Raw genomic sequence first — 25,858 nt, forward strand, 5'->3', positions numbered from 1 at the left:
TTGCACCATTATATTTTTATGATATAAACAGTCTCATATAATATATGGTTATATCGTTTATATACAATTCTTTTGCAAAGATACGAAAATAAGCGTACGACCGTATTTTATTTCTTGTACGCTAAGATTAGATTAAGCAACAGATGGCACATTACATGGTTTATCAAATGTTTCCAAAATATCTTCTTATCAAATTGGTAGTAATTAGGATATATTTGGTAGGTATCCCAGATTATAATCTTTGTTCTTTTGCATGCTGTTAAAAAATATTGGTATATGAAAGTTTTGAATTTTTATAGGATTGTATGTATTATCAGTGCTTTTATAGTTTCACCTTTTTATATTAAAGCTGTAGCACCTGATAGTATAATAAACATGAAAGGGAAAAAGATTATTCTTTTTATAGGAGACGGCATGAGTATAGCTCAATGGCAAACAGGTATGATTATGAATAATGCCCCTCTGAATATTGAGAGAATGCATTCTGTCGGTATTATGCAAACGAACTCTATATCAAATTTTAACGGTGATGGCCCATCTCATGGAACAGCCATTGCTTCTGGTGTAAATACCCGAAATGGATATATCGGTATTGATTCTAATAATAGACCAACAAAATCAATTATTGAATACGCCTCAGAAAATGGTATCAAGACAGGAATTGTATCAGCTAATACATTATTAGATGGAAGTATCTCTCCATTTATAGCTAATGTTAAGGATAGAATGCATAAGGAAGACATCGCTAAGGCATATACCAATTTATCACCGGATGTTTTTATAGGAGGAGGAATGAAGTATTTTGTCAAACGAAAAGATAATGAAAATTTGTTGGATAAGTTGAATGGAAAAGGGTTCCATATTGCAAAATCAATAAGTGAAATTCAGAAAGTTAAATCAGGGAAATTGGCAGGTTTTATTTCAGAGACTGATATGCCGGATATCTTACATGGGCGTGGCGATATGTTAGTAAAATCAGTTCAATCAGCAATAAACCTTTTGAATCAAAGCAATAATGGCTTTTTTTTATTGGTGGGTGATATGTTTGTAGATAGAGCATCTCATAAAGGTGATACAAGATTGGTTGGTTTAGAAACTATAGCTTTTGATAAAGCAATCGGTTTAGCTATAGATTTTGCAGAAAAAGATGGCAATACCCTTGTTGTTGTAGTAGGTGGTCCTGAAGCATCTGGTATGACTCTCGTAGGAGGAGATATAAATAAACAAGAAGTTATAGCAAAGTGGACAATGGAAGGGATGATTCATACAGGAACAATGGTTCCCATATTCTCTTATGGAATAAATTCTGAAAAGTTTCAAGGTTTTATAAAGAACACAGATATATTTTTTATTATTAAGGAATTATTGTGTAATAAATAAAGAAGAGTTTTCACTTATTGAATCAATAGGCATAGCAAATCTGTCATCGGATCAGCTCAAGGATATAGTTGAAAAGTATTTTATTCACTAGAAAGTATAATTGCCGATTTCTATAGACAGGACTTTGGTAAATAGTCTGTATATAAACATTCATCTGAAATTAAGTTTTTTGGTCATAAATGTTTTATAGCAGTATCCTTATAATTGGTTTCTTAAAACCATCTTCCTGTTCCCGCCACCCCTTTTCAAAGATAAATGCAAGAAACGTTTTTTCTTATAAACAATAGCCTGGTCAAACTCCAGCCCCGAGTTGAGAAGAATTTGAAGCAGAAATTCAGGACCATCCGTACAATAACAGTCGGCAGCTTCACCTTTAACGTGTTGGCTCGTCGGAACACCGCCAACAAGATGGTTAAGCTCTTCGCAACGATAACCGCTTGTGACATGAATTGGCTTCCCAAGCTTGTCACGCAAAGGGTGCAAAAGATTTTTACAAAGATTCTTTAAGTTCTCCAAACTTTTTTCATCAGGGCTATTGTCAATTGCATTTTCAATAGCAGTTTGTGAATGAGTAAGTTCGGATATGTTGAAATTTGGTGATAGTTGAATAGTGTTGTATAGCATATAGATTTTTAATTTAGTTGACAAGTTGACAAGGTTTCAGAAACAAGGGGAATATAAGGCTGAAAGCCTTTAGCATAGCCCAGGGCGTGAGCCCTGGGTCACAATTCGCCATCTAAAAACAAGCTCTGAAGGAGCGACACATTTGGCTGAAAGCCTTAAATTTTACAGCACAGGGCAACGCCCTGTGTATCAGATGTGTGTATAGGGATTAAGCCCTGAAAGGGCGGAACTTCCCCCAGTTATGCCCCTTCAGGGCGTATATAGATAGTATGGATGCCTAAAACGTAGGGCGTTGCCCTACGCTATAAAATGCAAGGCCTTCAGCCTTAATGGTTATTCCCCTTGTCTCCTCGTCCCTGATACCTTGTCCCTATACTTATAATCCACCCCAAACAATGCCCCCGCAAACGTCGAAACCTCACCGAAGGCAACCAGGACGGAAGAATGGATCTCCCCTTGAGGTGGAACCCAAAAACCGAGATATAATAACACTAATCCCGAAATGCATAATATTGTAGCAATGTATAGTTGTATGTTTTTCATGCCTCCTTTCTTTTGTTAGTTGACAAGTAAACGAGTTGACAAGGTTTCAGAAATAAGGCCGTATAAGGCTGAAAGCCTTCTTATAGCCCAGGGCGTGAGCCCTGGGTCACCAGCCACCAGCTAAATATAAGCTCTGAAGGAGCGCACCTTGATGCTTAACCTCGCTCTTTCAGAGCTGGGATGAGAGAAGAGGTGCATCGTAACCCGGGGCTCACACCCCGGGCTATAAACCCAAGGCCTTCAGCCTTGATAGCTATTTCCCTTGTCCCCTCGTATCTGATACCTTGTCTCTTTCCTACGGTTCCCCAAACCAATAAATTATAATACCTGCCTGTCTAGGCGTTAACACTCTCTGGCCTCTGTAAAATCCTGCGTCCGCGAGCTCAGCCTGTAGCTGTGTGTTTTTCTGTATCCATCGTGACAACTGTCGGCGGGCAGAATCCGGTGTACTGTTCGGGAAGTACATCAGGGCCATTTCCTTGATTGTAATTGCTTCTGCTTTCATAGCATTAAGATAGTGAAAATCTTGTAAACAGGCAAGTTTTTATTCACTTTTCTTAATGCTATTATAGCAGAAAATCAACCGTTTAGCCTTACTCCAAGTGCGGTTTGTCGCATTCTTCCGTAACCGTAACCGGCTTGACAACTGTGTAGCTAAAGTTGTTCTTCAGGTTTCGGAGAGCCTTGCCCGGCGAGAAGATGATTCTCGCTTTTCGGATGTTGGTTGCCACAGAGAATTCCTCTTCAGTTGCAGCCCCGCTTGAAGAAACCGAAGGGCGGAAGTTTCCCAGTTCGCCAAGTTCCACGATGTTGCCGTTGCTCAGCTCACGGACAAGCACGTAGTTCAGAGAGTCGATGATACTCTTAACGTCGGCACTCGACATTGACGAACGTACTGCAACCAGTTCGCATACGCTTTCCAGTTCCACATTGCTGTTGTAAACGGTGCTTGCAAAGGTCTTTTCAACCTGGGCACCACCTTTAAGGTCTGATACCTTACGTTTTACTAATCTGTACTTTACTGCCATAGATTTTAAGTTTTTAAGTTTGTTAGTTTTTAAGTTTTTTAGTTAGTTGACAAGTTAACAAGGCTGAAAGCCTATACAAATCAGGCATTAGTCTGATTTGTATAGCCTAGGGCGTGAGCCCTGGGTATAACGGTCACCATCCAATCGAAGCTCTGAAAGAGCGACACTAAATTAACCCCCCAAATCACAACAGGACATTGTGTCGCCCCTTCAGGGCTATATTGGTGGTGGGGGAAAATCTGCCTGACCCAGGGCTTACACCCTGGGCTATAACCCCAAGGCTTTCAGCCTTGATATGTCTTTTGAATAATCCATTTCCACAATTATCTATCATTTATAATTTGTAGAACTCTTGTTACTTTTTTAAGTTAGTTTTTGAACTTGTTAGTTGTCAAGGCTGAAAGCCTATACAAATCAGGCATTAGTCTGATTTGTATAGCCCGGGGCGTGAGCCCTGGGTATAACGGTCACCATCCAATCGGAGCTCTGAAAGAGCGACACTCAATTAAACCCAAAAATCACAACCGGACATTGTGTCGCCCCCTCAGGGCTATATTGGTGGTGGAGGAAATCTGCCTGACCCAGGGCTTACACCCTGGGCTTATAAACCCAAGGCTTTCAGCCTTGATATTACAAAGTTACAACTGCCCAAACCTCGCACTGTCCGCCATTGTCCGCCAGCGTGCATCTGTATTCGCCTATTGTTTTCTGTATACGCATAACAGTACGATTGCAGCAGAAATTATAATTAAAATGGTTCGTAGGCTGCTGTCTTTTCCGGTTTCCGTTTCCTTGTTTTGCCGTATTTCGCTGTTTTCATTTTTGCCTGATATCCTTTCATAGCCGTAATACGTTGATTGAATACTGTCGCAAATGGATTCAATAAATAACGTGTCATTTTCGATGGTTGCCTTTACTGTGTTGTGCGCGTTTCGTGCCTGGTATGATGCTCCGGCAGGCGGTTTAGTTATTTTCCCATCGGTTAGCGGAATGGAGAGAAACGCCTTTTTTGCAGGTATGCTCACCGTAGTAGCCTTCAGCGTTTCTGTTGAAAACATATTTCTGCTGGCGGACATGGCGTTTTCCGTTTTTCTACTGCTTCCACAGGCATAGCATACAGGAATCAAAATTGATAATAGGATTCTTTTCATTTACATTATATATTTTACGTTGGTATGATTGGTAAATATACGTTGCTTTCATAGCCCTGCTGTCCGCTTCTGTGTCCCAGTATCCGTATATGTCTTGCAAATGTTTCATTATTATGTTGGGTGTGAATTTACGTTCGGAAGAAAATTAAAATACGTTCGGAAGTAAATTGATTTACCTTCGGGAGTAAATTGATTTTCTTCCGAAAGGAAATATGAATTATATTCGTGGGTAAAATGATTCCTTTCGCCAAACGACGAATTCTTACTATATCGCCAATATTCTACAAATAAGGCAACAGTATCCCACAGTGCACCAAATTATACATATATTTTAAACTAAAAAAATTAAATGATATAAATCAAAATAATTGATAATTAGTGCTATAAATGTTTTATTGTTTAAAAATAAATTGTTATATTTGTTACTGTAAGACAACGGGAATATTCTTGTTGCCAACACCTTAAAATATATTACATGAGAAAAAACAAATCATTAAATCTAAGATTGGAAATCCAATCATGTGAAACCGTTTTAGCAGAAAATGCTGGGAAAAGTATCAATGTGAAAAATACGGGAGAAGAGCTGTTGAAACAGGCTGAAGCCTCTGGTGTTAATGAAAACCTTGCCGATGAAATCCGTAATTACATTATTGAATGCTCAGGTGCAGTGCGTTTGATGCACGAAAATCGCCGACCGATAACTGATGCTTTGACAAAACTGCAAAAGCAGCTTGTTTCGCTTGAAAATGCTATTGATCCGAAAAAGTCAGAATCACCGGCTTATAATTGTAATCAGTTGCTGAAGCAATACCTTAAGTCTGTAGCCGAACAAGCACGTGCGGAAGCAGCAAGATTGCAGAAAAACTATGAGATGTCGCAGAAACGAATCGGAAAAATCACGGACGAAAAGAAAAAGGCCGAAGCCTACAACCGTGCAGCCGAACGCCGTTCTGCCGGACTTGCCTCATTGCAGCTCAAAGCAGTGCAGATGGAGCTTGTTCCTGAAGCCTTGACTAACGAAGGCTATGTTGAGCTGTTCAAATTCTGGTGGGAAAATGTCGGTAAGGGATTGCCCGATGCAGACCTTCGCCGCATAATGCACCCGATGCTGATGTTTGCGAAACAACAGGCTAGGAAAGGTGTTAGAATTGATTCTCCATGCGTGGAATATAAGGAAGAACCTAAAGCGGCGTGATTATGGAGAAATTAAGTAGTCCGTTCCATTGGATTTGTAATCCAATGTGTATGCTATTCGGGATTTTTAATCCCGTTCCAATCAATGTGGATTGCAAATCCACCAAGAATAACCAACGGTTTGCAAATCCGTTGGAACAGAGACAGAGACAAAAAAAGTTAACCCAAGACTCACGTCTTAGGTTAACCCGTTGAAATTTATAAATATTTAAAAACAATAATATTATGACATCTGAAAAAAGGATTTTTCAAATATCAATCAAAAGTAACTACTTAAAAGTAGAAATGGAAATTTTTGATGAAAAAAACGACGATACTTATCGCACAGTTTATTTCAACGAGGCGCCGATTCACGAAGAATTTGCGCTGGCAATGCAAAACCTTGCATTCCATATTGAAAAAATCACGGGAACAAGTTATCACAATCTTGTTGTTGACGGATATTATCGCCAGCCGTCGGGAAATAGTGAGTTGCTGACTATATATGCCCATCTTTCAGTGAATTACGAGTCAACAAGCAATATATCGGTGCGTTTACATTTGGGCAAAGATGAATATGCATGGATAGACCGCCTTCTTGAAGATATGTCACTCTGCGAACGTGAAGCGTTATTGTATATCACGAAAGGCAAGCGTTACGGACTGGACAAGTTCCTGACAATAGAAAACACCAATGTAGAACCTAAAAAAGTAGCATGATTATGAAAAAATACATGATTAATGCAGACAAAGTGCGGGAGTTTATGAACTCCTGCCTTTTCGACAATGAGGCAAAGAAAAAGTACAATGAGCTGAATGTTGGTGAACATCTTAGCCGTGCTTACAGTTTCAACCATAACCACGATTACGGATATTTCTATGAAGAAGCCAACAATGCCTGGATAGCATTCGATAACCGGATGAACACGTATGAGGTTAAAATGTTTGACTCTCAGTATGAAGCTGAGCAATTCCTGATAGATTACAATGAGCTATTCGCCGCTTGACGATATGGTGTTCCGCAACACTGGTTTTCATGTCGTTGCGGAGCACCGTTTCCATCCCACGCGCGACTGGAGCTTTGATTTTGCAGTCATCGAAGCAAAAGTTGCCGTCGAGGTTGAAGGCGGTCTATATAATGGCGGTCGCCATTTCCGCCCCGAAGGATTCCTACGTGATATGGAAAAATACAATGAAGCAGCCGCCTGTGGTTGGTTGCTTATCCGGGTTTTGCCGTCGGAGTTGTTGACTATGAGGACGGGGAGGTTGATTGTGAGGGCAATAAATATGAGGAGACAAGTTGACAAGTAAACGAGTTGACGAGGATTTGAGGCTATCCGTTGCATTGGATTTGTAATCCAATGTTTATGCTGTTCGGGATTTGTAATCCCGTTCCAATCAATGTGGATTGCAAATCCACCAAAATGGAGAAGGCTACAGAGACAAGGGATATAAGGCTGAAAGCCTTTAGCATAGCCCAGGGCGTGAGCCCTGGGTCACTAGCCGCCATCCAAAAACAAGCTCTGAAGGAGCGAAACAATTGGATTTTGGTGTCGCACTTTCAGCGCTCCGTCTCTCGACTTCATGTTAGACCCAGGGCTTACACCCTGGGCTATAAGAAGGCTTTCAGCCTTGATAAATTGCTAACTAATAAACTAAAAAATTATGGCTACAGAAATAAATAAATTATCGTATTTCCCACTGGACACACAATTTTTCGAAAATGAAAAAATCGAAATGCTAATGGCAAATTTTGGTTTTGAAGCATCCGGAGTGTATATAAAACTATTGTGCAAAATATATACGAATGGTTATTATATGCGATGGAATGAAACAATTTGCAAGGTGTTTACATATTCGTTGCACTCACGTTTTAACAGTAAAAAGGTGCAGCAGATAATCGACTTTCTGGTTGAGTTTAATTTCTTTAACAAAAAGCTCTTTTTAGAGCACCAAATCTTAACATCAAAAGGAATACAGGAGCGTTTCTTTGAAATCATATCACGCCGTAAAAACTTTGTATGTGAGAATGTTGAATATCTTTTGGTGCCAATTCCAAAGCGTTTTTCTGAATCAAAAAACGCCTCAAAAATGCAACAATCATCTCCGTTGAATGATGAAAAATGTAACATTTCAGTTGATTCAACGGGTGAAAATGTTGACATTTCCAAACAAAGTAAAGTAAAGGAAAGTAAAGGAAAGGAAAGTATAGTAAAAGAAAGTAAAGTAAAAAATTTATATTCTTCTTCATCATCCGCGTGCGCGTGCGCGCGAGAAGCAAATGGAGTTATAGTTTTAGAGGAAGAAATTAAAAAGCCAAACTCATTCAGCGAAAACTGCAAGAAATGGAATGCCGAGCTTATGAAAGACGAAGAATGGCTGAGCAGCGTTGTCAGAAGCAGCGGGAAAGGATCTCCGGTGTTAAGACTGCTGCCAGAAATTATGGACTATTTTGAACAGCACATAGTGTCAATCGGCGAAACAGGTTCGATGCTTAACATCAACGACTATAAACGCCGTCTGATAAACTGGTGGAGATACCTGAAATTCCAGTCAGTTCCGGAGATATTGGAACAGCAGAATTCAAAGCCCCGTAAAAATCGTGAAGAAAAGAAATCGAAGGTTGACGAGGCTATGGAATGTGCTCAAAAAGCGAGTGTTATTGCCCAACGATTATTAGATGGAGGAGGATTGTGATATGGAAAACAGTTATGAAGAAATGATGCTTTATAAAGCAATGCATGATAGAAAGATAAAAGATATGAGCCAGAAAGAGTTGACCGAGTTTGTATCGTCCCAGATAGTGCAATGCTATTTTATGGTCGGTTACCAGACTTATGAAGAAAAGGCGGTAGGCGTAATTTCCGCAAAACTCGTATCAGACCTTTTTCAGTGTTATTCTTATCTGACATGCAAGGAAATAGAATATTGCTTTGAAAACGGAGCAAAAGGACGTTTAGGCCGCTTTAACGGAATAAATCTTTGGACATTCACAACCTGGCTTGAAAAGTACAAGACAAGCGATATTCGCCAACAGGTGCGCAAAAGGATTCAGGAAGAGCAACAGCAAAAAGCCCTTTCCGCCGACAACAGCCTTTCTTCTGCTGACCGGGATATGCAATACGCCCGCGAAGCCTTTCGCCGCTACAAAAATGGGGAAAGTCTGGAAATGCTCCGCCCGCCATATATCTACAAGACTTTGCAGGACCGTGGAATTATCCATCACACCCGTGAGCAGAAACTGGAAGCCATGGAGCGTTTCAAGGATTTCAAACCGACCGGAGGTTTTAATATCCCGGAACATGCTTGCCAGTATATCATAAAATCCCAAGCGATGGCGTGGCTGCTGATGCAGGAGTTTGATAAGTGGGGGGAGATGAGGGCGTGAAAGATGTTCATTATAAAATTTTATTTCGTATTACTTGTGTTAATAGAAATAAAAATCTTATTTTGTATGATAAATCAGAAAAAACAATAAATCATGACATTCAAAGAAGTCCTAAATAAATTCCGTAAAGAATCTTTTTCAGAAAGAGAGAAAGGCTACAAATTTGAGAAATTGATTAAAGCGTGGTTCAAGACAGATTCACGTTATAGCAACAAATTATCTGAAGTTTGGCTTTGGGAAGAATTTCCGGCAAAAAAGGATTTTGGCGGAAAAGACTTAGGGATTGATTTAGTGGCAAAAACTGATATAGGTGATTATTGGGCTATTCAGTGTAAATGTTATGATGAAAAGGCAGTCATCAATAAAGAAGAAGTTGATTCTTTTTTGGCAACATCGAGCCGCACGTTCATAGATCCTTATACTTTTCAGACTACAGTTTTCAGAGAAAGAATTTGGGTTTCTACAACAAATCACTGGGGTGCAAATGCTGAAGAATCTATTCAGAATCAGAATCCGAAGGTAACTCGTATTGGATTGATTGAACTGGAAACTTCGCCGGTTGATTGGGAAAAACTTTTGGAAGGTAAAAAAGGAGAAGACGCTAAACTGGAAGGTAAGCAGTTGATGGAACATCAGTTGACTGCTATTTCAAAAGCATCGGAATATTATAAAGACCATGACCGTGGAAAGTTGATTATGGCTTGTGGAACGGGAAAGACTTATACTTCGCTTAAAATGATGGAAACATTGTTGCAAGGGAAAGGCTTAGTCTTGTTTATGGTGCCCTCGATTGCTTTGTTGGGGCAGACTTTGAATGCATGGACTTTTGATGCTGCCAAACCGATAAAAGCAATTTGTATTTGTTCGGATGCAAAGGCTTCGAGAAAGGCAAGTAAAGATTTTGATGATAATTTTGAGTCTATTGTTGATTTGGCCTTGCCGGCAAGTACTGATGCCAAATCTGTTATGAATCAGCTTTTGGCTTATCAGGATTATGATGGTTTGGTTGTTGTATTTTCAACATATCAGTCTGTGGATGCAGTTTCGGCAGCACAAATGGAAGTTCTGAAAGCAACTGATAATGCTTATGGCAAATTTGATTTTATTGTTTGCGATGAAGCACATCGAACTACCGGTGTGAAAATATCTGATACGAATGAGAGCAATTTTACCAAAATACATTCAAACGAAAATGTTCAGGGAGAAAAGCGTTTGTATATGACTGCCACACCGCGTTTGTATGGAGAGTCAGTAAAAGTAAAAGCGTCGGAAAAAGATTTGATTCTTTGCTCAATGGATGATACATCTCTATATGGTGAAGAGTTTTATCGTGTAAATTTTAGTTATGCCGTGCAAAATGGCTTACTGACAGATTACAAAGTGCTGGTGCTGACAGTTAGTGAAAACGATTTACCGGACAATTTGGTTGAAGACATCAAGAATGGAGAGAAAAAGGAATTAAACTATAATGACACAACCAAATTAATTGGAGTAATCAATGGTTTGTCAAAAGCAGTTCGTGGTGATGAAGGTGCAACATGGAATGCAGACCCAAGGATGATGCGACGTGCGGTAGCATTTTGTTCTTCGATAGGAAACATTGAAAATCCGGGAACAAGTAAAAATATAGCACATGTTTTGCCTTTGGTTTCTCAGAAATATAATGACTCTTTGGAAGATGTGCAGCGTGAACATGTTGTTCATATACAAACAAAACACGTTGACGGTTCGATGAACTCGCAAGACAGAAATGAGATTTTGGCTTGGTTGAAGGAAGAAGCAGAAGATCCGCAGGAATGTCGTGTGGTTACGAATGTTCGTTGTTTGTCGGAAGGTGTAGATGTTCCGGCTTTGGATGCGGTTCTGTTTTTGGCTGCCCGAAACTCTCAGGTGGATGTAGTCCAGTCTGTCGGTCGTGTGATGCGAAATTTCCGTAAAGGACAAGCCGATGAAAAGAAATATGGATATATAATTATCCCTATAGTAGTGCCAATGGGTGTTTCTCCGGAAGAAGCTTTGAATGATAATGTTCGCTTTAAAGTTGTTTGGGATATTCTGAATGCTTTGCGTTCGCATGATGATCGTTTTAATGCATATATTCATCAGATAGCTTTGAATAAGAAGAAAAGCGGACGAGTAACAGCCGGCGGTGCCGGTTTGGGTAGAGTTTCCGTTATTCTGGGCCACGATGAAGTGGATACCGTTCATCTTTCAGATCAGGAAGTTGCCCAACAGTTGAGCCTGCGTTTTGGCGATGAATTGCGTGAAGGTATTTATGCCAAGTTGGTAGAAAAATGCGGGGATCGTTTGTATTGGGAGAACTGGGCAAAAGAAGTGGGAATGATTGCCCGCACTTTTATTGAGCGCATTTCGGCTTTGATTCTGAAAGAAGGTAAATTAAAGGATGAATTTGAGGACTTTGTAAAAGGTTTGCAAAAGAATCTGAATCCGTCGGTAACAAATGGACAAGCCATTGAAATGTTGGCACAACACATGATTACCCGACCGGTATTTGACGCTTTGTTTGAAGAATATCACTTTGTGAAGAACAACGCTGTGAGCCGTTCAATGCAAATGATGATTGAACTTTTGGAATATGAAGGTTTTGATAAAGATACCGAAGTGTTGAAAAAGTTCTATGAATCTGTGCGTACCAATGTCGGAAAGATTGATAATCTGGAAGGAAAACAGACCATTATTAAGAATCTGTATGAAAAATTCTTCAAAGGAGCTTTTCCTCTGACTGTTGATCAGTTGGGTATTGTTTATACTCCGGTGGAATGTGTGGACTTTATTATTCATTCGGTAAATGATATTCTGAAAAAAGAATTCGATACTTCGCTGACTGAAGAGAATGTTCATATACTTGATCCATTTACTGGAACAGGCACATTCATCACCCGTTTGCTGCAATCCGGCTTAATCCGTCCGGAAGATATGGAACGTAAATATTTGAATGAAATTCATTGCAATGAGTTGGTTCTTTTGGCTTATTATGTGGCAGATGTAAATATCGAAAGTGTTTTTCATAGTCTTTGTAAGCGAGAGGATTATTTGCCTTATGAGGGAATTTGCATGACGGATACTTTCCAACTGAACGAAAGCGGAGATAACGATATTTTCAGTATTTTATTCAAGGAAAATTCAGAGCGTGTTCTAAAACAGAAGAAAGCTCCGGTGCGTGTGATTATCGGCAATCCGCCTTATTCTGTAGGGCAGAAATCGGCTGATGACAATGCGCAGAATTTGAAATATAAGAAGTTGGAAGCGAGAATAGCGAATACTTATGCAGCAAATAGTACAGCAAACTTGAATAAGGCTTTGTATGATAGTTATATCAAAGCTTTTCGTTGGGCAAGTGATCGCTTAGCTCAAAGTAAAGAAGGGGGTATTATTGCTTTTATCAGTAATGGAGCCTGGTTGGATGGAAATGCACAAGATGGTATGCGTAAATCCTTGGAAAATGAATTTTCCGATATTTATGTTTTAAATCTTCGCGGAAATCAAAGAACCAGTGGCGAACTATCCAGAAAAGAAGGAGGAAAGATTTTTGGTTCAGGTTCTCGCACTCCAATTGCCATTACATTCTTAGTTAAGAATCCACGTAAAGAAGGACAAGCAACCATTCATTACTATGATATTGGTGATTATTTGAGCCGAGAAGATAAATTAGGTAAACTGAAAAAATATCAATCTATTTCTTCCAAGAAAATAGATTGGCAATTAATCGAACCTAATGATAAAGCTGATTGGATTAATCAGAGAGATGGGGTGTTTGATGATTTGATTCCGATTGCACCTGAAAAAAAGTTCGCTATAAATAGTAAATCGTTTTTTAATACATATGCTATTGGAATAGCGAGTAATAGAGATGCTTATGTATATAATAGTTCTAAAATAATGTTGAAATCTATCATGGTTGACATGATTGATTTTTACAATAAAGAAGTTTGTAAATATAAAGATCTGCTATGTTCTAACCCTAGTTATAAGTATTCTAAATTAGATGATATTATAAATTTAGATATAAAGAAAATTAGTTGGACAAGGTCTTTGAAAAACTCTTTAAAAAGGCAGAAGATATATATATTTAGTGAAAAGAAAATGGTTGTTTCATCTTATAGGCCGTTTTCTAAGCTATTATTGTATAATGCTCCAGAGTTTATTGAAAGTCCAGGTTTATGGTCTACATTATTTCCAACCCCATCACACAAAAACTTAGTGATTTGCGTAAGTGGAATAGGTGTAACAAAAGACTTTTCATGTATAATATCAAATATATTACCAGATCTGGAATTAATAGGAAAAAGTCAGTGTTTCCCTTTATATTGGTACGAAGAAACGAAAACCACCTTTAATAAAGGCGGAATGGACGATTTATTTGCATCAGTAAATGATGAGCCGCAATATATACAACGAGATGGCATAACTGATTGGATTTTGCAGGAAGTACGCAATCGATATGGAAGAAGTAAGGAAATTACAAAAGAACATATATTCTATTATGTGTATGGATTGTTGCATTCACCGCAGTATCGCGAACGCTTCTCTGCTGATTTGAAAAAGTCGTTGCCAAGAATCCCGATTGTAGATAAACTGGAAGAATTCTTGTCATTCTACAAAGCAGGTAAGAAACTTGCCGATTTGCATTTGAATTATGAAACGGTTCCGGCATACGAAGGTGTGCAAGTGGTGATGGAAGGAAAGAATGAAGAAGAATTCCGTGGTTTTTTGGCAGCAGGTAACAATCCATTCTATAACACCAAAGCAGACTTTGAATATTATGCTGTGGATAAAATGAAGTTCCCGAAGAAAGGACAAAAGGATACTATAATTTATAACCATAATATCCGAATTGAAAATATTCCGGCTGAAGCATATGAATATGTAGTAAACGGTAAGTCGGCAATCGAATGGATTATGGAACGTTATCAGAAAACTCAAGATAAGAAAAGTTTGATTAAGAATAATCCTAATGACTGGTCGTTCGAACATAATCAGCCACGTTATATTTTGGATCTGTTGCTGTCTGTAATTAATGTGAGTGTTCAGACGGTGGAAGTTGTGAAGGGGTTGCCTAAATTGAAGGTTTGATAATATATTGTTTTAATATAGGTGTATATAATGGTACTACATGAATATCTAAAAGAATTAGAATTATTAAGAAGAAAAGCTATTGAAGCAAAAGCTTTTCTCTTAAAGGAATATCATTATGATGAATTGAATGATTATAGAATAACTGTATTAGAGCAAATAGATAGAATACTAATATATCATAATATCAATATAGTATTCTTTATTCGTTATGTGTCGGTTCATCAATATATTTACGACCTGTTTAAAACGATAGAATCTGATTCGAAAAGAATTGCTAATGATTATATATTAAGAAATAGGCATTCTCTCATAATATTTTTACAAAGTGTAGTTGAATCTTATTATAGAGAAATATGCCACTCATTAGGATTAAGTGTACCAAATTCTTTCTCTAAATTGATAGATTGTCTTTTTAGAGAAATGAATATAGAGAAAGATTCAGATTTATATAAAGCAAATAGTATTTTAGCTAAAATCAGAAATACTCTTCATAATAATGGTATTCATCGACACGAAGATGAAAGCATAGAATATAAAGGAGATATTCATGTATTTAAACGTAATGTTTCTCATAGCTCGGCAAATTATAGCACTTTAATTTTTATTTTATCTGATATTATTGACTTTATATTAGAGATAGGGAAAAAAACTTGTTCTATAAAGTCTATTTATAATAATGGTTTTAATGATGCTCTTTAATGAAATAAAGAGGTGTGTGATGTAATACTTTTGTTAAGAAGAAAGATGAAACAAAATTCTGTATTTATAAAACTTGCACTTCCTTTCTCTTGCCAATCCAACAACTTTGGATTACATTTGAGAAGATTTATCATTTAAATAAAACAATATGCAGAAACTTACCATAAAAAATATAGGAGCCATTAAGCTTGTGGAATTTGAGGTAAACAGAATTAATGTTTTTATGGGACCTCAATCTTCAGGTAAGAGTACAATTTCTAAAATACTTTGCCATTGTCAGTGGGTAGAAAAGAGTTGTTTTTTTAATGATAAGCAATTGGAAAACTATCAAAAGCAGGGTGTTTTTTATGATTCTCTTGTTGAATATCATAAACTTGATGGATATTTTCACAAAAACGCCAGTATAAAATATGAAGGTGAGGCAATGACTATCACCTATACACATAGCTCTAAAAAAACAACTATTAAGTTGAAGGATAAAATGGTATTTTCTTATCCTAAGATATGCTATATTCCTTCGGAACGCAATTTTGTAGCAGGAGTGCCCAATTTCAGCAAGTATAATGAGGGAAACAATGTGTTACTATATTTTGCTTATGACTGGTCGGAAGCTAAAGAGGAGATAAAGAAACTTGATATTTCAAATCTTCTTAGCAGGGAAGTTTCATATGAAAATATTAATGACAGGGATTATATATTTGATAATGGTTCCAAGCTGTTGCTTACGAATGCATCAAGCGGAGTTCAATCTGTTTTGCCATTGTATCAAACGATAATCTATATGTTATCCAATTTGTATAAGAAGCCGAGGACATTATCTCCTTTAAAAGAAATGGCAAAAAAGGAATTTTCCAATGCATTGATTTTGATTGCCAATAGAATTGCATCAGGAGAGAATATTGGTAAATTCAAGGAGTATTCTAATATATTGCTTTCAATGTTCAAAATGCTTGAGAGTTATGATGTAAAAGCGATAAGCAAACTATCGGATTTGTCTCCGGAAGATTTATCTCATAATATATATGAGTCTGTCCATGTTATGGACCGTTTGTTTAATTATCATTATACTCAATTGTTTATTGAAGAGCCTGAGCAAAATCTTTTTCCAGATACACAACAGGAGTTTGTTTACTGGTTGTTGGGAACTATGCTGAATGATAAAAAACATTCAGCTATAATTACTACTCACAGTCCGTATATATTGTTTGCCATCAATAATTGTATGATGGGTGGATTGGTGAAAGATAATATTCCGGAAGAGGAAGCTTGTGATTTTGCCTCTCATCCTGCGTGGATTGATCCTAAATTAGTCTCTATTTTTGAATTGGAAAACGGTACTAGTCGCTGTATTCAGGACAAAGATGGCATCATTGAGGATAATTACTTGAATAAGGCATATAAAAAGAATTCTGAAGAATATCTGGAACTTTTAAATTATTACGAAGATGAAGAGTAAAATACAGGCTGTTTATCCTAAATCTGTCTTTCGTAGTAGTGCTGCTCCTAAATTATATATTGCTGATTTTACTGAAAGAACAGGTAGCAACAGAAAAGTGGAGTTTCATGAAACTATACCACTAGTTCCAGATGGCAATACAGATATGGACTGTCTGGTTTTTGAAAACCCGTCATTACTGACAGTTATATGTAATATCTTTGATGATAATCAGTTTAAAGACGAGGTTGGAAATGATTTGCCTCATTGTGAGTGTATTGTGTTTCCTGAAAGTGAGGGGAATAATATAGGTGCGGCTTTTGTGGAAATAAAAGACTGTAAACCTAAAAATATTTCAGAATATAAAGCTATTGTAAAGAATCAGATTATTTCTGCAGTGCAAATATTTAGAGATAAAGGGATTATAGAACATCAGCAACGTGTTTATGGTATAATATCGTTTCCAAGGAGAAATAAAGTATCGTTTAATCAAACTATTTTTGATGATGCATCTGAATATAAGAAGTTACATCAAAAATATAAAATTCGTTTTCTTCCGACAAACTGTATTTTTATTGTTGATGAAAAGAATTTGAAAACTCAATCATAAGAAAATTCTTATTATAATTTAAGTAGGATTTATTATGTCAATACTGAGTAAATAATATGAAGTTATGGAAACACATGTAAGCTTCCAAAATTGGCGTATTGACTAGCATGTTTCTTTCCCATACCTTCGTGCTAAACTTAAAACTTGAAAGATTATGTTTAGCGAAAAAGATTTTGAAAGACTGTGGTTCCTCTACAAAACCGAGGGTGAGCCCAATGGAGTTTCCATCAACTCGTTCTGCATTGGTAACAATATTCCATACACGGCATTCTATGACTGGTTCAAGAAGACACAGAAAAAGGTTGTACCTGTAGAAGTTGAAGGAATTCCGGAAGAGCTGATTCGGACAGGCAATGAAGAACGGCAGGAGGTTGCTAAAGACAAGCTCAAACGTACAACTCCCCATAAAGGAAGCATTATGGTGACGATAAGAACTCGTGAGGGCTTGTGCATACAGAAGAAAGGCTTAGACTATCAGGGGCTGAAAACACTGGTAGAGAAACTGGAGGGCTTATGCTGAGCATCAACGGTCTTCACAACTTCTACTACCTTCCTGAGCTTCACGATATGAGATGCAAGGCTCAGCGTATATGCGAGATAATCCGAGGTCGATACCACCGTGATCCATTGAATGGTGATGTTTACATGTTCATGTCTAAAGACCAGCGCAAGGTTCGCATGATACACTATGAGCGCAATGCCTATTATCTTCATGAGAAGTCCTTCATAAAGGGCTACAGGTTCATGAGGATAGAGCGCAAGGATGACGTGACAGTGTATAAGATAGACTGGAAAGACCTGGTCACGATACTTGAAACTCCGGTAATAACGAGCATAAGAATTTAATGATAAAACTCTGAATATCAGCAATAAAAGCTCTCTAAATATTTGCGTATCTCACTGAAAATGAGTATCTTTACATAAAATTTAGAGAACATGGAAACAGAGGAACTTATAGAACACATACTCAGACAGAAGCATCTTGAAGAGATGATGAACAGACCCGAAAAGGAGCATACACCCCTTGAAGGTATGGATAATGAGCAGATAAAGAGGTTCGCCCTGTTCCTGTTTGAGGAGAATCAGAGCAAGAGCAAGCAGCTTGACGAAATGATAGCACGGCTTGATGAAATAGGAAAAGACCTGAAGGAGTCCAATAAGAAAATAGACTCCCTTACAAATGCCCTGCTTAAGGCAAACAGCAAGGCTGACAAGGTTGTCCTTGAATACAAGCTCCGCGATAAGGAGTATAAAAAACTTGAGAAAAAGTATAATGCCCTTTTAGAACGTCTTTCCATTATGAATACCCAGACCTATGCCTCTTCCAAAAGTCTCAAAGGTATTGACCGTAAAAGGGTCGTAAAAGGGAAGCATGATGACAAGGATGATTTTGACGGTACTCCTACTGCTCCACCAAGCGAGGTCCCACAGCCGGACTCTTCCGCATCATGCGACACGCAGGATACTCCGAAGGCTTCCCTTTCCAAGGAAAGACCATACAGGAAAGGAATGACATACAATAAGACTTGTGTAGGTACACCGATTATACACAGGTCTGATTATACAATGCTTCCTGAGGATTCTGTTGTAATATCGTCAAGCTACCGTAAAATAAGAAGCATTGTGAGCCATATTGAGGAACATCACTTTGAGGTACTTAAGGTGAAGCATGCCGACGGCAGGATTGAAAGCATGTTCCTTCCTATGAAGGATGACGTCCGGGCAAGCCTTTATGACGAGATAGTACCGGGTACAAGCATTACGGCAAACATGCTCTCGTATCTGATGTTTAACCGCTTCCAGATGTCAACACCGGCATACAGGGAGGCGAAGAACCGTCTGTCGGATATGGACTGGAACACCTCTGTGCAGAACCTGCTGAACTGGGCCGACAAAGGTGCCATGCAGCTCAATAAGCTGATACCTGCCCTCAAGAAGATTGCCCTTCAGGACGGTGCCAACGTGAATGTGGACGAGACATGGCTCCGCTATCACGCATACAATAAGAAACGAAAGACCTATATGTGGTGTCTGGTAAACAGAAAAGCGCGTATAGTCATCTTCTTCTACGAGGATACAACGGATGATGAAGGTGTACAGAAACATGGAGGCAGGAACAGAAATGTGTTGAAGGAGTTCCTTGGTGATGCAAAAATCAAATCACTGCAGAGTGACGGTTACAACGTATATATGTATCTAGACAATGAACTTATGGATATAGAGCATCTCTGCTGTCTGGCTCATGCAAGAGCCAAGTTCAAGTACGCCTACGACCAGGGAAGTCTGCAGGCAAGAATCTTCCTTGAGCTGATAGCAAAGCTATACGGCATGGAAGAGACTTACCGTCGGGAAAAACTTACTGCGGACGAGATTTACAGCAGAAGGAACGGTAAGGAAACGACGGAAATCATCGAGAAGTTAAGGACGGAGCTTTATGATTTGCTGGCAAATCCGGATGAGAGCCGAAGCGAACTTATGAGCAAGGCCCTTAACTATCTGAAGAACTTCTGGAATCAGATCTTCTCCTACAGAAATGACGGAGAATACTCCATAGACAATATGACAGCAGAAAGAGCGATAAGACCAATCACTGTCCAACGAAAGAACAGCCTGTTCTTCGGAAGCGTGAAAGGAATACAGAACTCCGCAATCTATAATACCTTTATAGAAACCTGCAAACAGGCAGGAGTCTCCTTCAGGAATTACTTCTGCAAGCTGCTAAGAGAATTAAAGAAGGGAAGAACGGATTACGAAAACCTTCTTCCCATGACAATATGCAAATAATAATCGTTAAATTTGTGGATTCTTTTTTAGACGGGTGCCGACTGGCGCCCGTCTAAAAGGGGCTACCCTAAAATTGGAAGTTTACGAAACACATTGAAAAGAGTGGGTATTTTTACCAACTTTCCTTATTTTTGCACTAATAAGGAAAAATGTTCTGACGACAGTACAGAATGAGTACTTGAATTTAAAACCGAGAAAAGTGACAATACAAGATTTGCTAAATAGTTACTCTGCGCATCCGCAAGTGAAGATGATGGAATCTTTGCTTAAGGACAAACAGATGAAAAATATTGCGGCCAAAGGACTTAACGGCTCTTCTTCTGCTATGCTTATCGCTTCGCTGTCCGAGCGTGACAAGGGGCGTTTTTTGTGTATTCTCAATGATTTGGAAGATGCGGGATATTACTATCACGACCTTACACAGCTTATTTCAGACAAGAATGTGTATTTTTTTCCGTCGGCATATCGCAGATCGATAAAATACGGGCATATTGATGCTGCAAATGAGATATTGAGAACTGAGGTTTTGAGTATGCTTCAGCAGCCTGACAGTAATTTTATTATTGTAACTTATCCTGATGCTTTGTCGGAGAAGGTTGTTGCTAAGGAAACCTTGAAAGAGAATACGTTGCAGATTGCTGCGGGAGAGAAGGTTGACAGTAAGTTTATTTCGGACGTGTTGGACAGTTATGGCTTCGAGCGTGTGGATTATGTGTATGAGCCGGGGCAGTATGCGGTGCGTGGTAGTATTCTCGACGTTTTCTCGTATTCTTATGAATTTCCGTACAGAATTGACTTTTTTGGAAATGAGATTGAGACTATCCGCTCGTTTGATGTGGAAACGCAGCTTTCGAAGGAGAAGCTGGAGAGAATCCATATTGTTCCGAAGATAAATTCGGACAGTGGGAGTGAGGCTTCGCTGCTTGATGTTCTGCCGGAAGATACTTGTGTTGTTTCTTATGATTTGGAATGGTGCAAGGAGAGGATTTGCTCAATCTGGAAGGAAGAGCCGGTTGTTGCCGACGAAGAATCTTTTGCCAGTGCCGAGAGTATGCATGAAAAGCTGGTGCATTGGGAGAGTTTTATCAGAAAGGCGCTGGACTTCAAGAGGATTCAGACGGGAACGCATATCCTTGGAACTCCGGATGTGGTTGTGAAATTCCAGACGCAGCTTCAGCCTATTTATCATAAGAATTTTGATTTGGTGAGCGAATCTTTCGCTAAGTTTATCAACGACGGTTATACAATTTACATATTGAGCGACGTTGAGAAGCAGGCTGCCAGAATACGTGCCATATTTGAGGACAGGAAAGAGAATTTGCCTTTCACTGCCGTGAACAAGACTATTCATGCGGGTTTCAGCGACGAGCAGATGAAAGTTTGCTTCTTTACGGACCATCAGCTTTTCGACCGTTTCCATAAGTATAGCCTTAAGAGTGACAAGGCGAGGAGCGGGAAAATATCTTTGTCGCTGAAGGAGCTCAACCAGTTTTCTGTGGGTGATTATGTTGTGCATATCGACCACGGTGTGGGGCAGTTCGGCGGACTGGTGCGTACGGAAGTGAACGGAAAGGTTCAGGAGGCTATCAAGCTTATTTATCAGAACAATGATATAATTTTCGTCAGCATTCATTCCTTGCACAAGCTTTCGAAATATAAGGGCAAGGACAATGGCGAGCCGCCAAAGCTGAACAAGCTGGGCACTGGTGCGTGGGAGAAGATGAAGGAACGCACCAAGAAAAAGGTGAAGGATATTGCCCGCGACCTGATTCTGCTTTATTCGAAGAGGAAAAAGGAGAAGGGTTTTGCATTCAGCCCGGACAGCTTTATGCAGCATGAGTTGGAGGCTAGCTTTATATATGAGGACACTCCGGACCAGATGAAGGCTACTGCCGATGTGAAGGCAGATATGGAGAGTGACCGGCCGATGGACCGCCTGGTGTGTGGTGATGTGGGCTTCGGAAAGACTGAGGTTGCTATCCGCGCGGCTTTCAAGGCGGTGTCGGACAATAAGCAGGTTGCGGTGCTTGTGCCTACTACGGTGCTTGCGTTCCAGCATTATCAGACTTTCAGCGAGCGACTGAAGGATTTTCCTTGTCGCATTGATTATATCAGCCGTGCGCGTACGTCGGCACAAATCAGACAGACGTTGAAATTGCTTAAGGAGGGCGAGATAAATATTGTTATCGGCACGCATCGCCTTGTGAGCAAGGATGTGGAGTTCAAGGATTTGGGGCTTCTGATTATCGACGAGGAGCAGAAATTCGGTGTGTCGGTCAAGGAGAAGCTCCGACAGCTGAAGACTAATGTCGATACGCTGACTATGACGGCTACTCCGATTCCGAGAACTTTGCAGTTCTCACTGATGGGAGCGAGGGACTTGAGTAGCATTACTACTCCTCCGCCAAACAGATATCCGGTTCAGACTGAGGTGGAGAGATTCAATCCGGACATTATCCGCGAGGCTATAAACTTTGAGATGAGCCGCAACGGTCAGGTTTTCTTCATCAACAACAGGATTCAGAATATATATGAGATAGAGAATCTTGTCCGCCGTGAAGTGCCGGATGCAAGGGTTTGCGTCGGTCACGGGCAGATGGAGCCGGAGCAGTTGGAGAAAATCATTCTTGATTTCGTGAACTACGAGTATGATGTGCTGATTGCTACTAGTATAATTGAGAGTGGAATTGACGTTCCGAATGCAAATACTATAATTGTCAACAATGCGCAGCAGTTCGGTCTGTCGGATCTTCACCAGCTTCGCGGACGAGTTGGGCGAAGCAACAGGAAGGCGTTCTGCTATCTGCTTTCTCCGCCTTTGAGCACGTTGAGCCAGGAGGCAAGGAGGCGACTGCAGGCAATAGAGAATTTCTCTGAGCTTGGCAGCGGTATTCATATCGCCATGCAGGATTTGGACATCAGAGGTGCCGGAAATATGCTGGGCGCAGAGCAAAGTGGCTTTATCGCAGATTTGGGATATGAAACATATCAGAAGATTCTGGAAGAAGCCGTTGACGAACTGAAAACGGAAGAATTCTCTGATTTGTATGCTGAACTGACGGAAAACCAGAAGGACAGGAAAGACTTCGTGCGTGAGACTTATATCGAGAGTGATTTGGAATTGCGTTTCCCTCCTACTTATATCCCGAGCGATTCGGAAAGAATTTCTCTTTACAGGGAGCTTGATAAGATGGAAGAAGAGAGAGATATCCAGGCATTCAAGGAACGCATCGAGGACAGATTCGGTAAAATTCCGACTGAAGGTATGGAGCTGATAAGGATTGTGCGTTTCCGAAGGATGGCAAAGGGTCTGGGAGTTGAAAAGGCTATATTGAAGAAAGGGCAGATGATTCTTTATATGGTTTCCAATCCTAAGAGCCTTTATTATGAGAGTGATTCATTCTCTCACGTTCTGGCTTATATCCAGAGGCATCCGAAGGACTGTAAGCTAAGGGAACAGAATGACAAGCTGAGTATTGTGGTTAAGAATGTCACAACGGTTGGAAAGGCATGTGCCATTATGGAAGAAATCGAAAAAATTAATTGAGAATGAAAAAAACACTTGTTGACTTGTTTGAGTCGTCTGTGGCTCGTTATGGAGACAATGTCTTTTTGTGGGAAAAGACAGGTAAAAAATACGAACCGACAACATATAAGGAAGTCCGGCAGATGGTTTATGAACTTGGGGCGGGCTTCAGAGCGTTGGGAGTGAAGAAAGGCGATAACATGGCTTTGCTGAGCGAAGGCAGGAATGCCTGGATTATCAGTGAGCTGGCTATGTTTTATGCCGGGGCAACCAACGTTCCTCTTTCAATCAAACTTGAAGAGGCAAATGATTTGCTGTTCAGACTGAAACATGCCGAGGTGAAATATATCGTTGTTTCGGCAAATCAGTTGAAGAAAATCAGAAAGATTCTGAATGAGCTTCCTCTGGTGGAAAAGGTTGTTGTTCTGGACAGGATTCCGGAATTCAAGGAAAAGGAAGTATATGTAGGCGATGTTTCTGATTACGGCCGTGATTGGCTAGAAACTCATTCAAGAGAGGAGTTTATGGAAGTTGCCCTGTCATTGCAGAATGACGACTATGCAACGATAACATATACATCGGGAACTACTGCGGATCCGAAAGGTGTTATTCTTACTCACAGGAATTACACGGCGAATGTGGAGCAGTCGCTGACTTGCGTGGATTTGGATTCGTCATGGAGAACTTTGGTTATTTTGCCGCTCGACCATTGCTTCGCGCATGTTGTGGGCTTTTATATCTTTATGTCGAAAGGTGCGTCGGTTGCCACTGTGCAGGTGGGCCGCACGGGCATGGAGACGTTGAAGAATATTCCGATAAATATCAAGGAAATAAAGCCTTATCTGATTTTGAGCGTGCCGGCGCTGGCTAAGAACTTCAAGAAAAGCATTGAGCAGGGCATAAAGGCTCAGGGAAAGACTGTTACAAGGCTGTTTGAATATGCTTTGGAAACGGCTTATATCTATAATGGAGACGGCGGGGATGACAAGGGACGCGGATGGCGTTTCGTGCTAAAACCTCTTGTTTCACTGTTCGACAAAATAATTTTCAGCAAAATACGCCAGAATTTCGGTGGCGAGCTTCGTTTCTTCATCGGTGGCGGTGCATTGCTGGACAAGGATTTGCAGAAGTTTTATTATGCTATTGGTTTGCCGATGTATCAGGGCTATGGCTTGAGCGAGGCAACTCCGGTTATTTCGACAAACGGACCGAAGCGTCATAAGTTCGGAAGCAGCGGCGTGCTTGTGAAGCCATTGGATTTGAAAATATGTGATTCCGACGGAAAAGAGTTGCCATGCGGCGAGAAAGGCGAAATTGTGATAAGAGGCGAGAATGTCATGGCGGGATATTGGAAAAATCCTGTTGCTACATCTGAGACTGTGAAAGACGGCTGGCTCTATACCGGTGATATGGGATATATGAGCAAAGACGGACTGCTTTATGTGCTCGGCAGATTCAAGAGTTTGCTGATTGGAAGCGACGGTGAGAAATATAGTCCGGAAGGAATTGAAGAGGCATTGGTTGAACATTCGTCATGCATCGACCAGCTTATTCTGTATAACAACCAGAATCCGTATACTGTGGCTCTGATTGTTCCAAACAAGGAGCAGCTGAAGAAAATGCTTCCGCAAGGCGAAACGCTGCAGACTGCTGCCGGAAAGGAAAAGGCTGTTGAAATTATTCAGTCGCAGATTGCACGTTTCAAGAAAGGTGGAGATTTGGCGGATATGTTTCCTGACAGATGGCTGCCGGCTACATTTGCCGTTCTGCCGGAACCGTTCACTGAACAGAACGGTATGGTTAACAGCACGATGAAGATTGTGCGCGGAAAAGTGGAGAAGGCTTATGCCGACCGTCTGGAACAGCTTTATACTCCTGAGGGCAAAAATCCGCAAAATAAATGGAACTATGAGTCCATTAATTAAAGGAAATAATCATATCTTTACGGATAAGATAGAAATGTTAGAGTATTAATTTTATTAACACGAAAAGACATGACTGAAAAAGATGATTTTATTTATGATGAAGAAGATTCTGTAAAATTTATCCAGAATTATCTTCCACAGGAATTGAAGGGAAAATTCAGCAATGATGATATAAACTATATCGTTGACTTGATTTATGAATTCTATGATTCAAAAGGATATATGAATATGGACATGGAAGACAATGAAGAAGTTGACATTGATGAAGAAGAACTGGTTCAATTCGTTATAAAGAACGCTCTGAAGGACAAGGTAGGCAAATTCTCAGAGGATGAAATAACTTTCATTGTCCAGGGAGAATTGGCTTATTGCGATTCGATTGATATGTTTGATTGATTTTCAGTTGACAAGAAGACAAGTTGACAAGAGAATTTTTCTTCTTGTATCTGAAGTCTTGTTAACTTTTAAGTTGAGCAACTTGCGAAACTTAAATTG

22 protein-coding genes are annotated in these 25,858 nt (G+C 39.7%); 17 read left to right on the top strand and 5 right to left on the bottom strand.

Going from position 1 to position 25,858, the window contains the following annotated elements; genetic code table 11:
- The first annotated feature begins 276 nt into the window (after nt 1-276).
- The gene (locus ACYIAR_RS00715) at nt 277-1,380 is read left to right on the top strand and encodes an alkaline phosphatase (protein WP_480331467.1); all 1,104 of its coding nucleotides are present in this window, start codon (nt 277-279) and stop codon (nt 1,378-1,380) included.
- 198 nt (nt 1,381-1,578) lie between these two features.
- Here ACYIAR_RS00715 and ACYIAR_RS00720 read toward each other — a convergent pair whose 3' ends face one another.
- From ACYIAR_RS00720 to ACYIAR_RS00740, 5 genes are all read right to left on the bottom strand, one after another.
- The gene (locus ACYIAR_RS00720) at nt 1,579-2,004 is read right to left on the bottom strand and encodes a D-Ala-D-Ala carboxypeptidase family metallohydrolase (protein ID WP_480331469.1); all 426 of its coding nucleotides are present in this window, start codon (nt 2,002-2,004) and stop codon (nt 1,579-1,581) included.
- A gap of 333 nt (nt 2,005-2,337) precedes the next feature.
- Nucleotides 2,338-2,547 (bottom strand): hypothetical protein, encoded by a 210-nt coding sequence (locus ACYIAR_RS00725; protein WP_480331471.1) that lies wholly within the window; start codon nt 2,545-2,547, stop codon nt 2,338-2,340.
- Between the two features lie 295 nt (nt 2,548-2,842).
- Nucleotides 2,843-3,052, bottom strand: a complete 210-nt coding sequence (locus ACYIAR_RS00730; protein WP_480331473.1) for a DUF4248 domain-containing protein — start codon at nt 3,050-3,052, stop codon at nt 2,843-2,845.
- 88 nt (nt 3,053-3,140) lie between these two features.
- Complete coding sequence (locus ACYIAR_RS00735) at nt 3,141-3,575, bottom strand: HU family DNA-binding protein (RefSeq protein ID WP_480331475.1); 435 nt, start codon at nt 3,573-3,575, stop codon at nt 3,141-3,143.
- A gap of 698 nt (nt 3,576-4,273) precedes the next feature.
- Nucleotides 4,274-4,726 (bottom strand): hypothetical protein, encoded by a 453-nt coding sequence (locus ACYIAR_RS00740; RefSeq protein ID WP_480331477.1) that lies wholly within the window; start codon nt 4,724-4,726, stop codon nt 4,274-4,276.
- Nucleotides 4,727-5,201: 475 nt separating this feature from the next.
- On the opposite strand from ACYIAR_RS00740, the gene ACYIAR_RS00745 reads away from it, so the two are divergent.
- The 16 genes from ACYIAR_RS00745 to ACYIAR_RS00820 all read left to right on the top strand — a co-directional run bounded on the left by ACYIAR_RS00745 (nt 5,202) and on the right by ACYIAR_RS00820 (nt 25,759).
- On the top strand, nt 5,202-5,921 hold the full coding sequence (locus ACYIAR_RS00745; RefSeq protein WP_480331479.1) for a hypothetical protein: 720 nt from the start codon (nt 5,202-5,204) through the stop codon (nt 5,919-5,921).
- Nucleotides 5,922-6,205: 284 nt separating this feature from the next.
- Complete coding sequence (locus ACYIAR_RS00750; protein WP_480331481.1) at nt 6,206-6,619, top strand: hypothetical protein; 414 nt, start codon at nt 6,206-6,208, stop codon at nt 6,617-6,619.
- A gap of 2 nt (nt 6,620-6,621) precedes the next feature.
- A complete protein-coding gene (locus ACYIAR_RS00755) occupies nt 6,622-6,906 on the top strand; it encodes a hypothetical protein (protein WP_480331483.1) in 285 nt (94 codons plus the stop codon).
- Complete coding sequence (locus ACYIAR_RS00760; protein WP_480331485.1) at nt 6,887-7,210, top strand: hypothetical protein; 324 nt, start codon at nt 6,887-6,889, stop codon at nt 7,208-7,210. Before ACYIAR_RS00755 ends, ACYIAR_RS00760 begins: the two co-directional genes overlap by 20 nt.
- Before the next feature lie 354 nt (nt 7,211-7,564).
- Nucleotides 7,565-8,596 (top strand): DUF4373 domain-containing protein, encoded by a 1,032-nt coding sequence (locus ACYIAR_RS00765; protein WP_480331487.1) that lies wholly within the window; start codon nt 7,565-7,567, stop codon nt 8,594-8,596.
- Nucleotide 8,597: 1 nt separating this feature from the next.
- Complete coding sequence (locus ACYIAR_RS00770) at nt 8,598-9,287, top strand: hypothetical protein (protein ID WP_480331489.1); 690 nt, start codon at nt 8,598-8,600, stop codon at nt 9,285-9,287.
- Nucleotides 9,288-9,380: 93 nt separating this feature from the next.
- Nucleotides 9,381-14,381 (top strand): DEAD/DEAH box helicase, encoded by a 5,001-nt coding sequence (locus ACYIAR_RS00775; RefSeq protein ID WP_480331491.1) that lies wholly within the window; start codon nt 9,381-9,383, stop codon nt 14,379-14,381.
- 30 nt (nt 14,382-14,411) lie between these two features.
- On the top strand, nt 14,412-15,083 hold the full coding sequence (locus ACYIAR_RS00780; protein ID WP_480331493.1) for a hypothetical protein: 672 nt from the start codon (nt 14,412-14,414) through the stop codon (nt 15,081-15,083).
- A 148-nt stretch (nt 15,084-15,231) separates the two neighbouring features.
- Entirely contained in the window at nt 15,232-16,539 is a 1,308-nt protein-coding gene (locus ACYIAR_RS00785; protein ID WP_480331495.1) for an AAA family ATPase, read from the top strand.
- Nucleotides 16,529-17,128 (top strand): hypothetical protein, encoded by a 600-nt coding sequence (locus tag ACYIAR_RS00790; protein WP_480331497.1) that lies wholly within the window; start codon nt 16,529-16,531, stop codon nt 17,126-17,128. The genes ACYIAR_RS00785 and ACYIAR_RS00790 overlap by 11 nt, the downstream gene beginning before the upstream one ends.
- Nucleotides 17,129-17,282: 154 nt before the next feature.
- A complete protein-coding gene (locus ACYIAR_RS00795) occupies nt 17,283-17,648 on the top strand; it encodes a hypothetical protein (protein WP_007901163.1) in 366 nt (121 codons plus the stop codon).
- Nucleotides 17,642-17,974 (top strand): IS66 family insertion sequence element accessory protein TnpB, encoded by a 333-nt coding sequence (gene tnpB / locus ACYIAR_RS00800; protein WP_008767179.1) that lies wholly within the window; start codon nt 17,642-17,644, stop codon nt 17,972-17,974. Before ACYIAR_RS00795 ends, tnpB begins: the two co-directional genes overlap by 7 nt.
- Before the next feature lie 90 nt (nt 17,975-18,064).
- Complete coding sequence (gene tnpC, locus ACYIAR_RS00805; RefSeq protein WP_008767178.1) at nt 18,065-19,912, top strand: IS66 family transposase; 1,848 nt, start codon at nt 18,065-18,067, stop codon at nt 19,910-19,912.
- Nucleotides 19,913-20,111: 199 nt separating this feature from the next.
- Nucleotides 20,112-23,459 carry a transcription-repair coupling factor gene (mfd, locus tag ACYIAR_RS00810; RefSeq protein WP_480331499.1) on the top strand — a complete coding sequence of 1,116 codons (3,348 nt, stop codon included), beginning with the start codon at nt 20,112-20,114 and terminating at the stop codon, nt 23,457-23,459.
- A 2-nt stretch (nt 23,460-23,461) separates the two neighbouring features.
- On the top strand, nt 23,462-25,363 hold the full coding sequence (locus ACYIAR_RS00815) for an AMP-dependent synthetase/ligase (RefSeq protein ID WP_480331501.1): 1,902 nt from the start codon (nt 23,462-23,464) through the stop codon (nt 25,361-25,363).
- A gap of 69 nt (nt 25,364-25,432) precedes the next feature.
- Nucleotides 25,433-25,759, top strand: a complete 327-nt coding sequence (locus ACYIAR_RS00820) for a hypothetical protein (RefSeq protein ID WP_480331503.1) — start codon at nt 25,433-25,435, stop codon at nt 25,757-25,759.
- Nucleotides 25,760-25,858 lie beyond the last annotated feature (99 nt).

The organism is Parabacteroides sp. KHUB-01 (assembly GCF_056640935.1).

Bases quoted from the DNA above. Each gene is read 5' to 3' on its own strand.
- ACYIAR_RS00715 (WP_480331467.1), top strand. From the start codon at position 277: ATGAAAGTTTTGAATTTTTATAGGATTGTATGTATTATCAGTGCTTTT.
- ACYIAR_RS00720 (WP_480331469.1), bottom strand. From the start codon at position 2,004: ATGCTATACAACACTATTCAACTATCACCAAATTTCAACATATCCGAA.
- ACYIAR_RS00725 (WP_480331471.1), bottom strand. From the start codon at position 2,547: ATGAAAAACATACAACTATACATTGCTACAATATTATGCATTTCGGGA.
- ACYIAR_RS00730 (WP_480331473.1), bottom strand. From the start codon at position 3,052: ATGAAAGCAGAAGCAATTACAATCAAGGAAATGGCCCTGATGTACTTC.
- ACYIAR_RS00735 (WP_480331475.1), bottom strand. From the start codon at position 3,575: ATGGCAGTAAAGTACAGATTAGTAAAACGTAAGGTATCAGACCTTAAA.
- ACYIAR_RS00740 (WP_480331477.1), bottom strand. From the start codon at position 4,726: ATGAAAAGAATCCTATTATCAATTTTGATTCCTGTATGCTATGCCTGT.
- ACYIAR_RS00745 (WP_480331479.1), top strand. From the start codon at position 5,202: ATGAGAAAAAACAAATCATTAAATCTAAGATTGGAAATCCAATCATGT.
- ACYIAR_RS00750 (WP_480331481.1), top strand. From the start codon at position 6,206: ATGGAAATTTTTGATGAAAAAAACGACGATACTTATCGCACAGTTTAT.
- ACYIAR_RS00755 (WP_480331483.1), top strand. From the start codon at position 6,622: ATGAAAAAATACATGATTAATGCAGACAAAGTGCGGGAGTTTATGAAC.
- ACYIAR_RS00760 (WP_480331485.1), top strand. From the start codon at position 6,887: ATGAGCTATTCGCCGCTTGACGATATGGTGTTCCGCAACACTGGTTTT.
- ACYIAR_RS00765 (WP_480331487.1), top strand. From the start codon at position 7,565: ATGGCTACAGAAATAAATAAATTATCGTATTTCCCACTGGACACACAA.
- ACYIAR_RS00770 (WP_480331489.1), top strand. From the start codon at position 8,598: ATGGAAAACAGTTATGAAGAAATGATGCTTTATAAAGCAATGCATGAT.
- ACYIAR_RS00775 (WP_480331491.1), top strand. From the start codon at position 9,381: ATGACATTCAAAGAAGTCCTAAATAAATTCCGTAAAGAATCTTTTTCA.
- ACYIAR_RS00780 (WP_480331493.1), top strand. From the start codon at position 14,412: ATGGTACTACATGAATATCTAAAAGAATTAGAATTATTAAGAAGAAAA.
- ACYIAR_RS00785 (WP_480331495.1), top strand. From the start codon at position 15,232: ATGCAGAAACTTACCATAAAAAATATAGGAGCCATTAAGCTTGTGGAA.
- ACYIAR_RS00790 (WP_480331497.1), top strand. From the start codon at position 16,529: ATGAAGAGTAAAATACAGGCTGTTTATCCTAAATCTGTCTTTCGTAGT.
- ACYIAR_RS00795 (WP_007901163.1), top strand. From the start codon at position 17,283: ATGTTTAGCGAAAAAGATTTTGAAAGACTGTGGTTCCTCTACAAAACC.
- tnpB (WP_008767179.1), top strand. From the start codon at position 17,642: ATGCTGAGCATCAACGGTCTTCACAACTTCTACTACCTTCCTGAGCTT.
- tnpC (WP_008767178.1), top strand. From the start codon at position 18,065: ATGGAAACAGAGGAACTTATAGAACACATACTCAGACAGAAGCATCTT.
- ACYIAR_RS00815 (WP_480331501.1), top strand. From the start codon at position 23,462: ATGAAAAAAACACTTGTTGACTTGTTTGAGTCGTCTGTGGCTCGTTAT.
- ACYIAR_RS00820 (WP_480331503.1), top strand. From the start codon at position 25,433: ATGACTGAAAAAGATGATTTTATTTATGATGAAGAAGATTCTGTAAAA.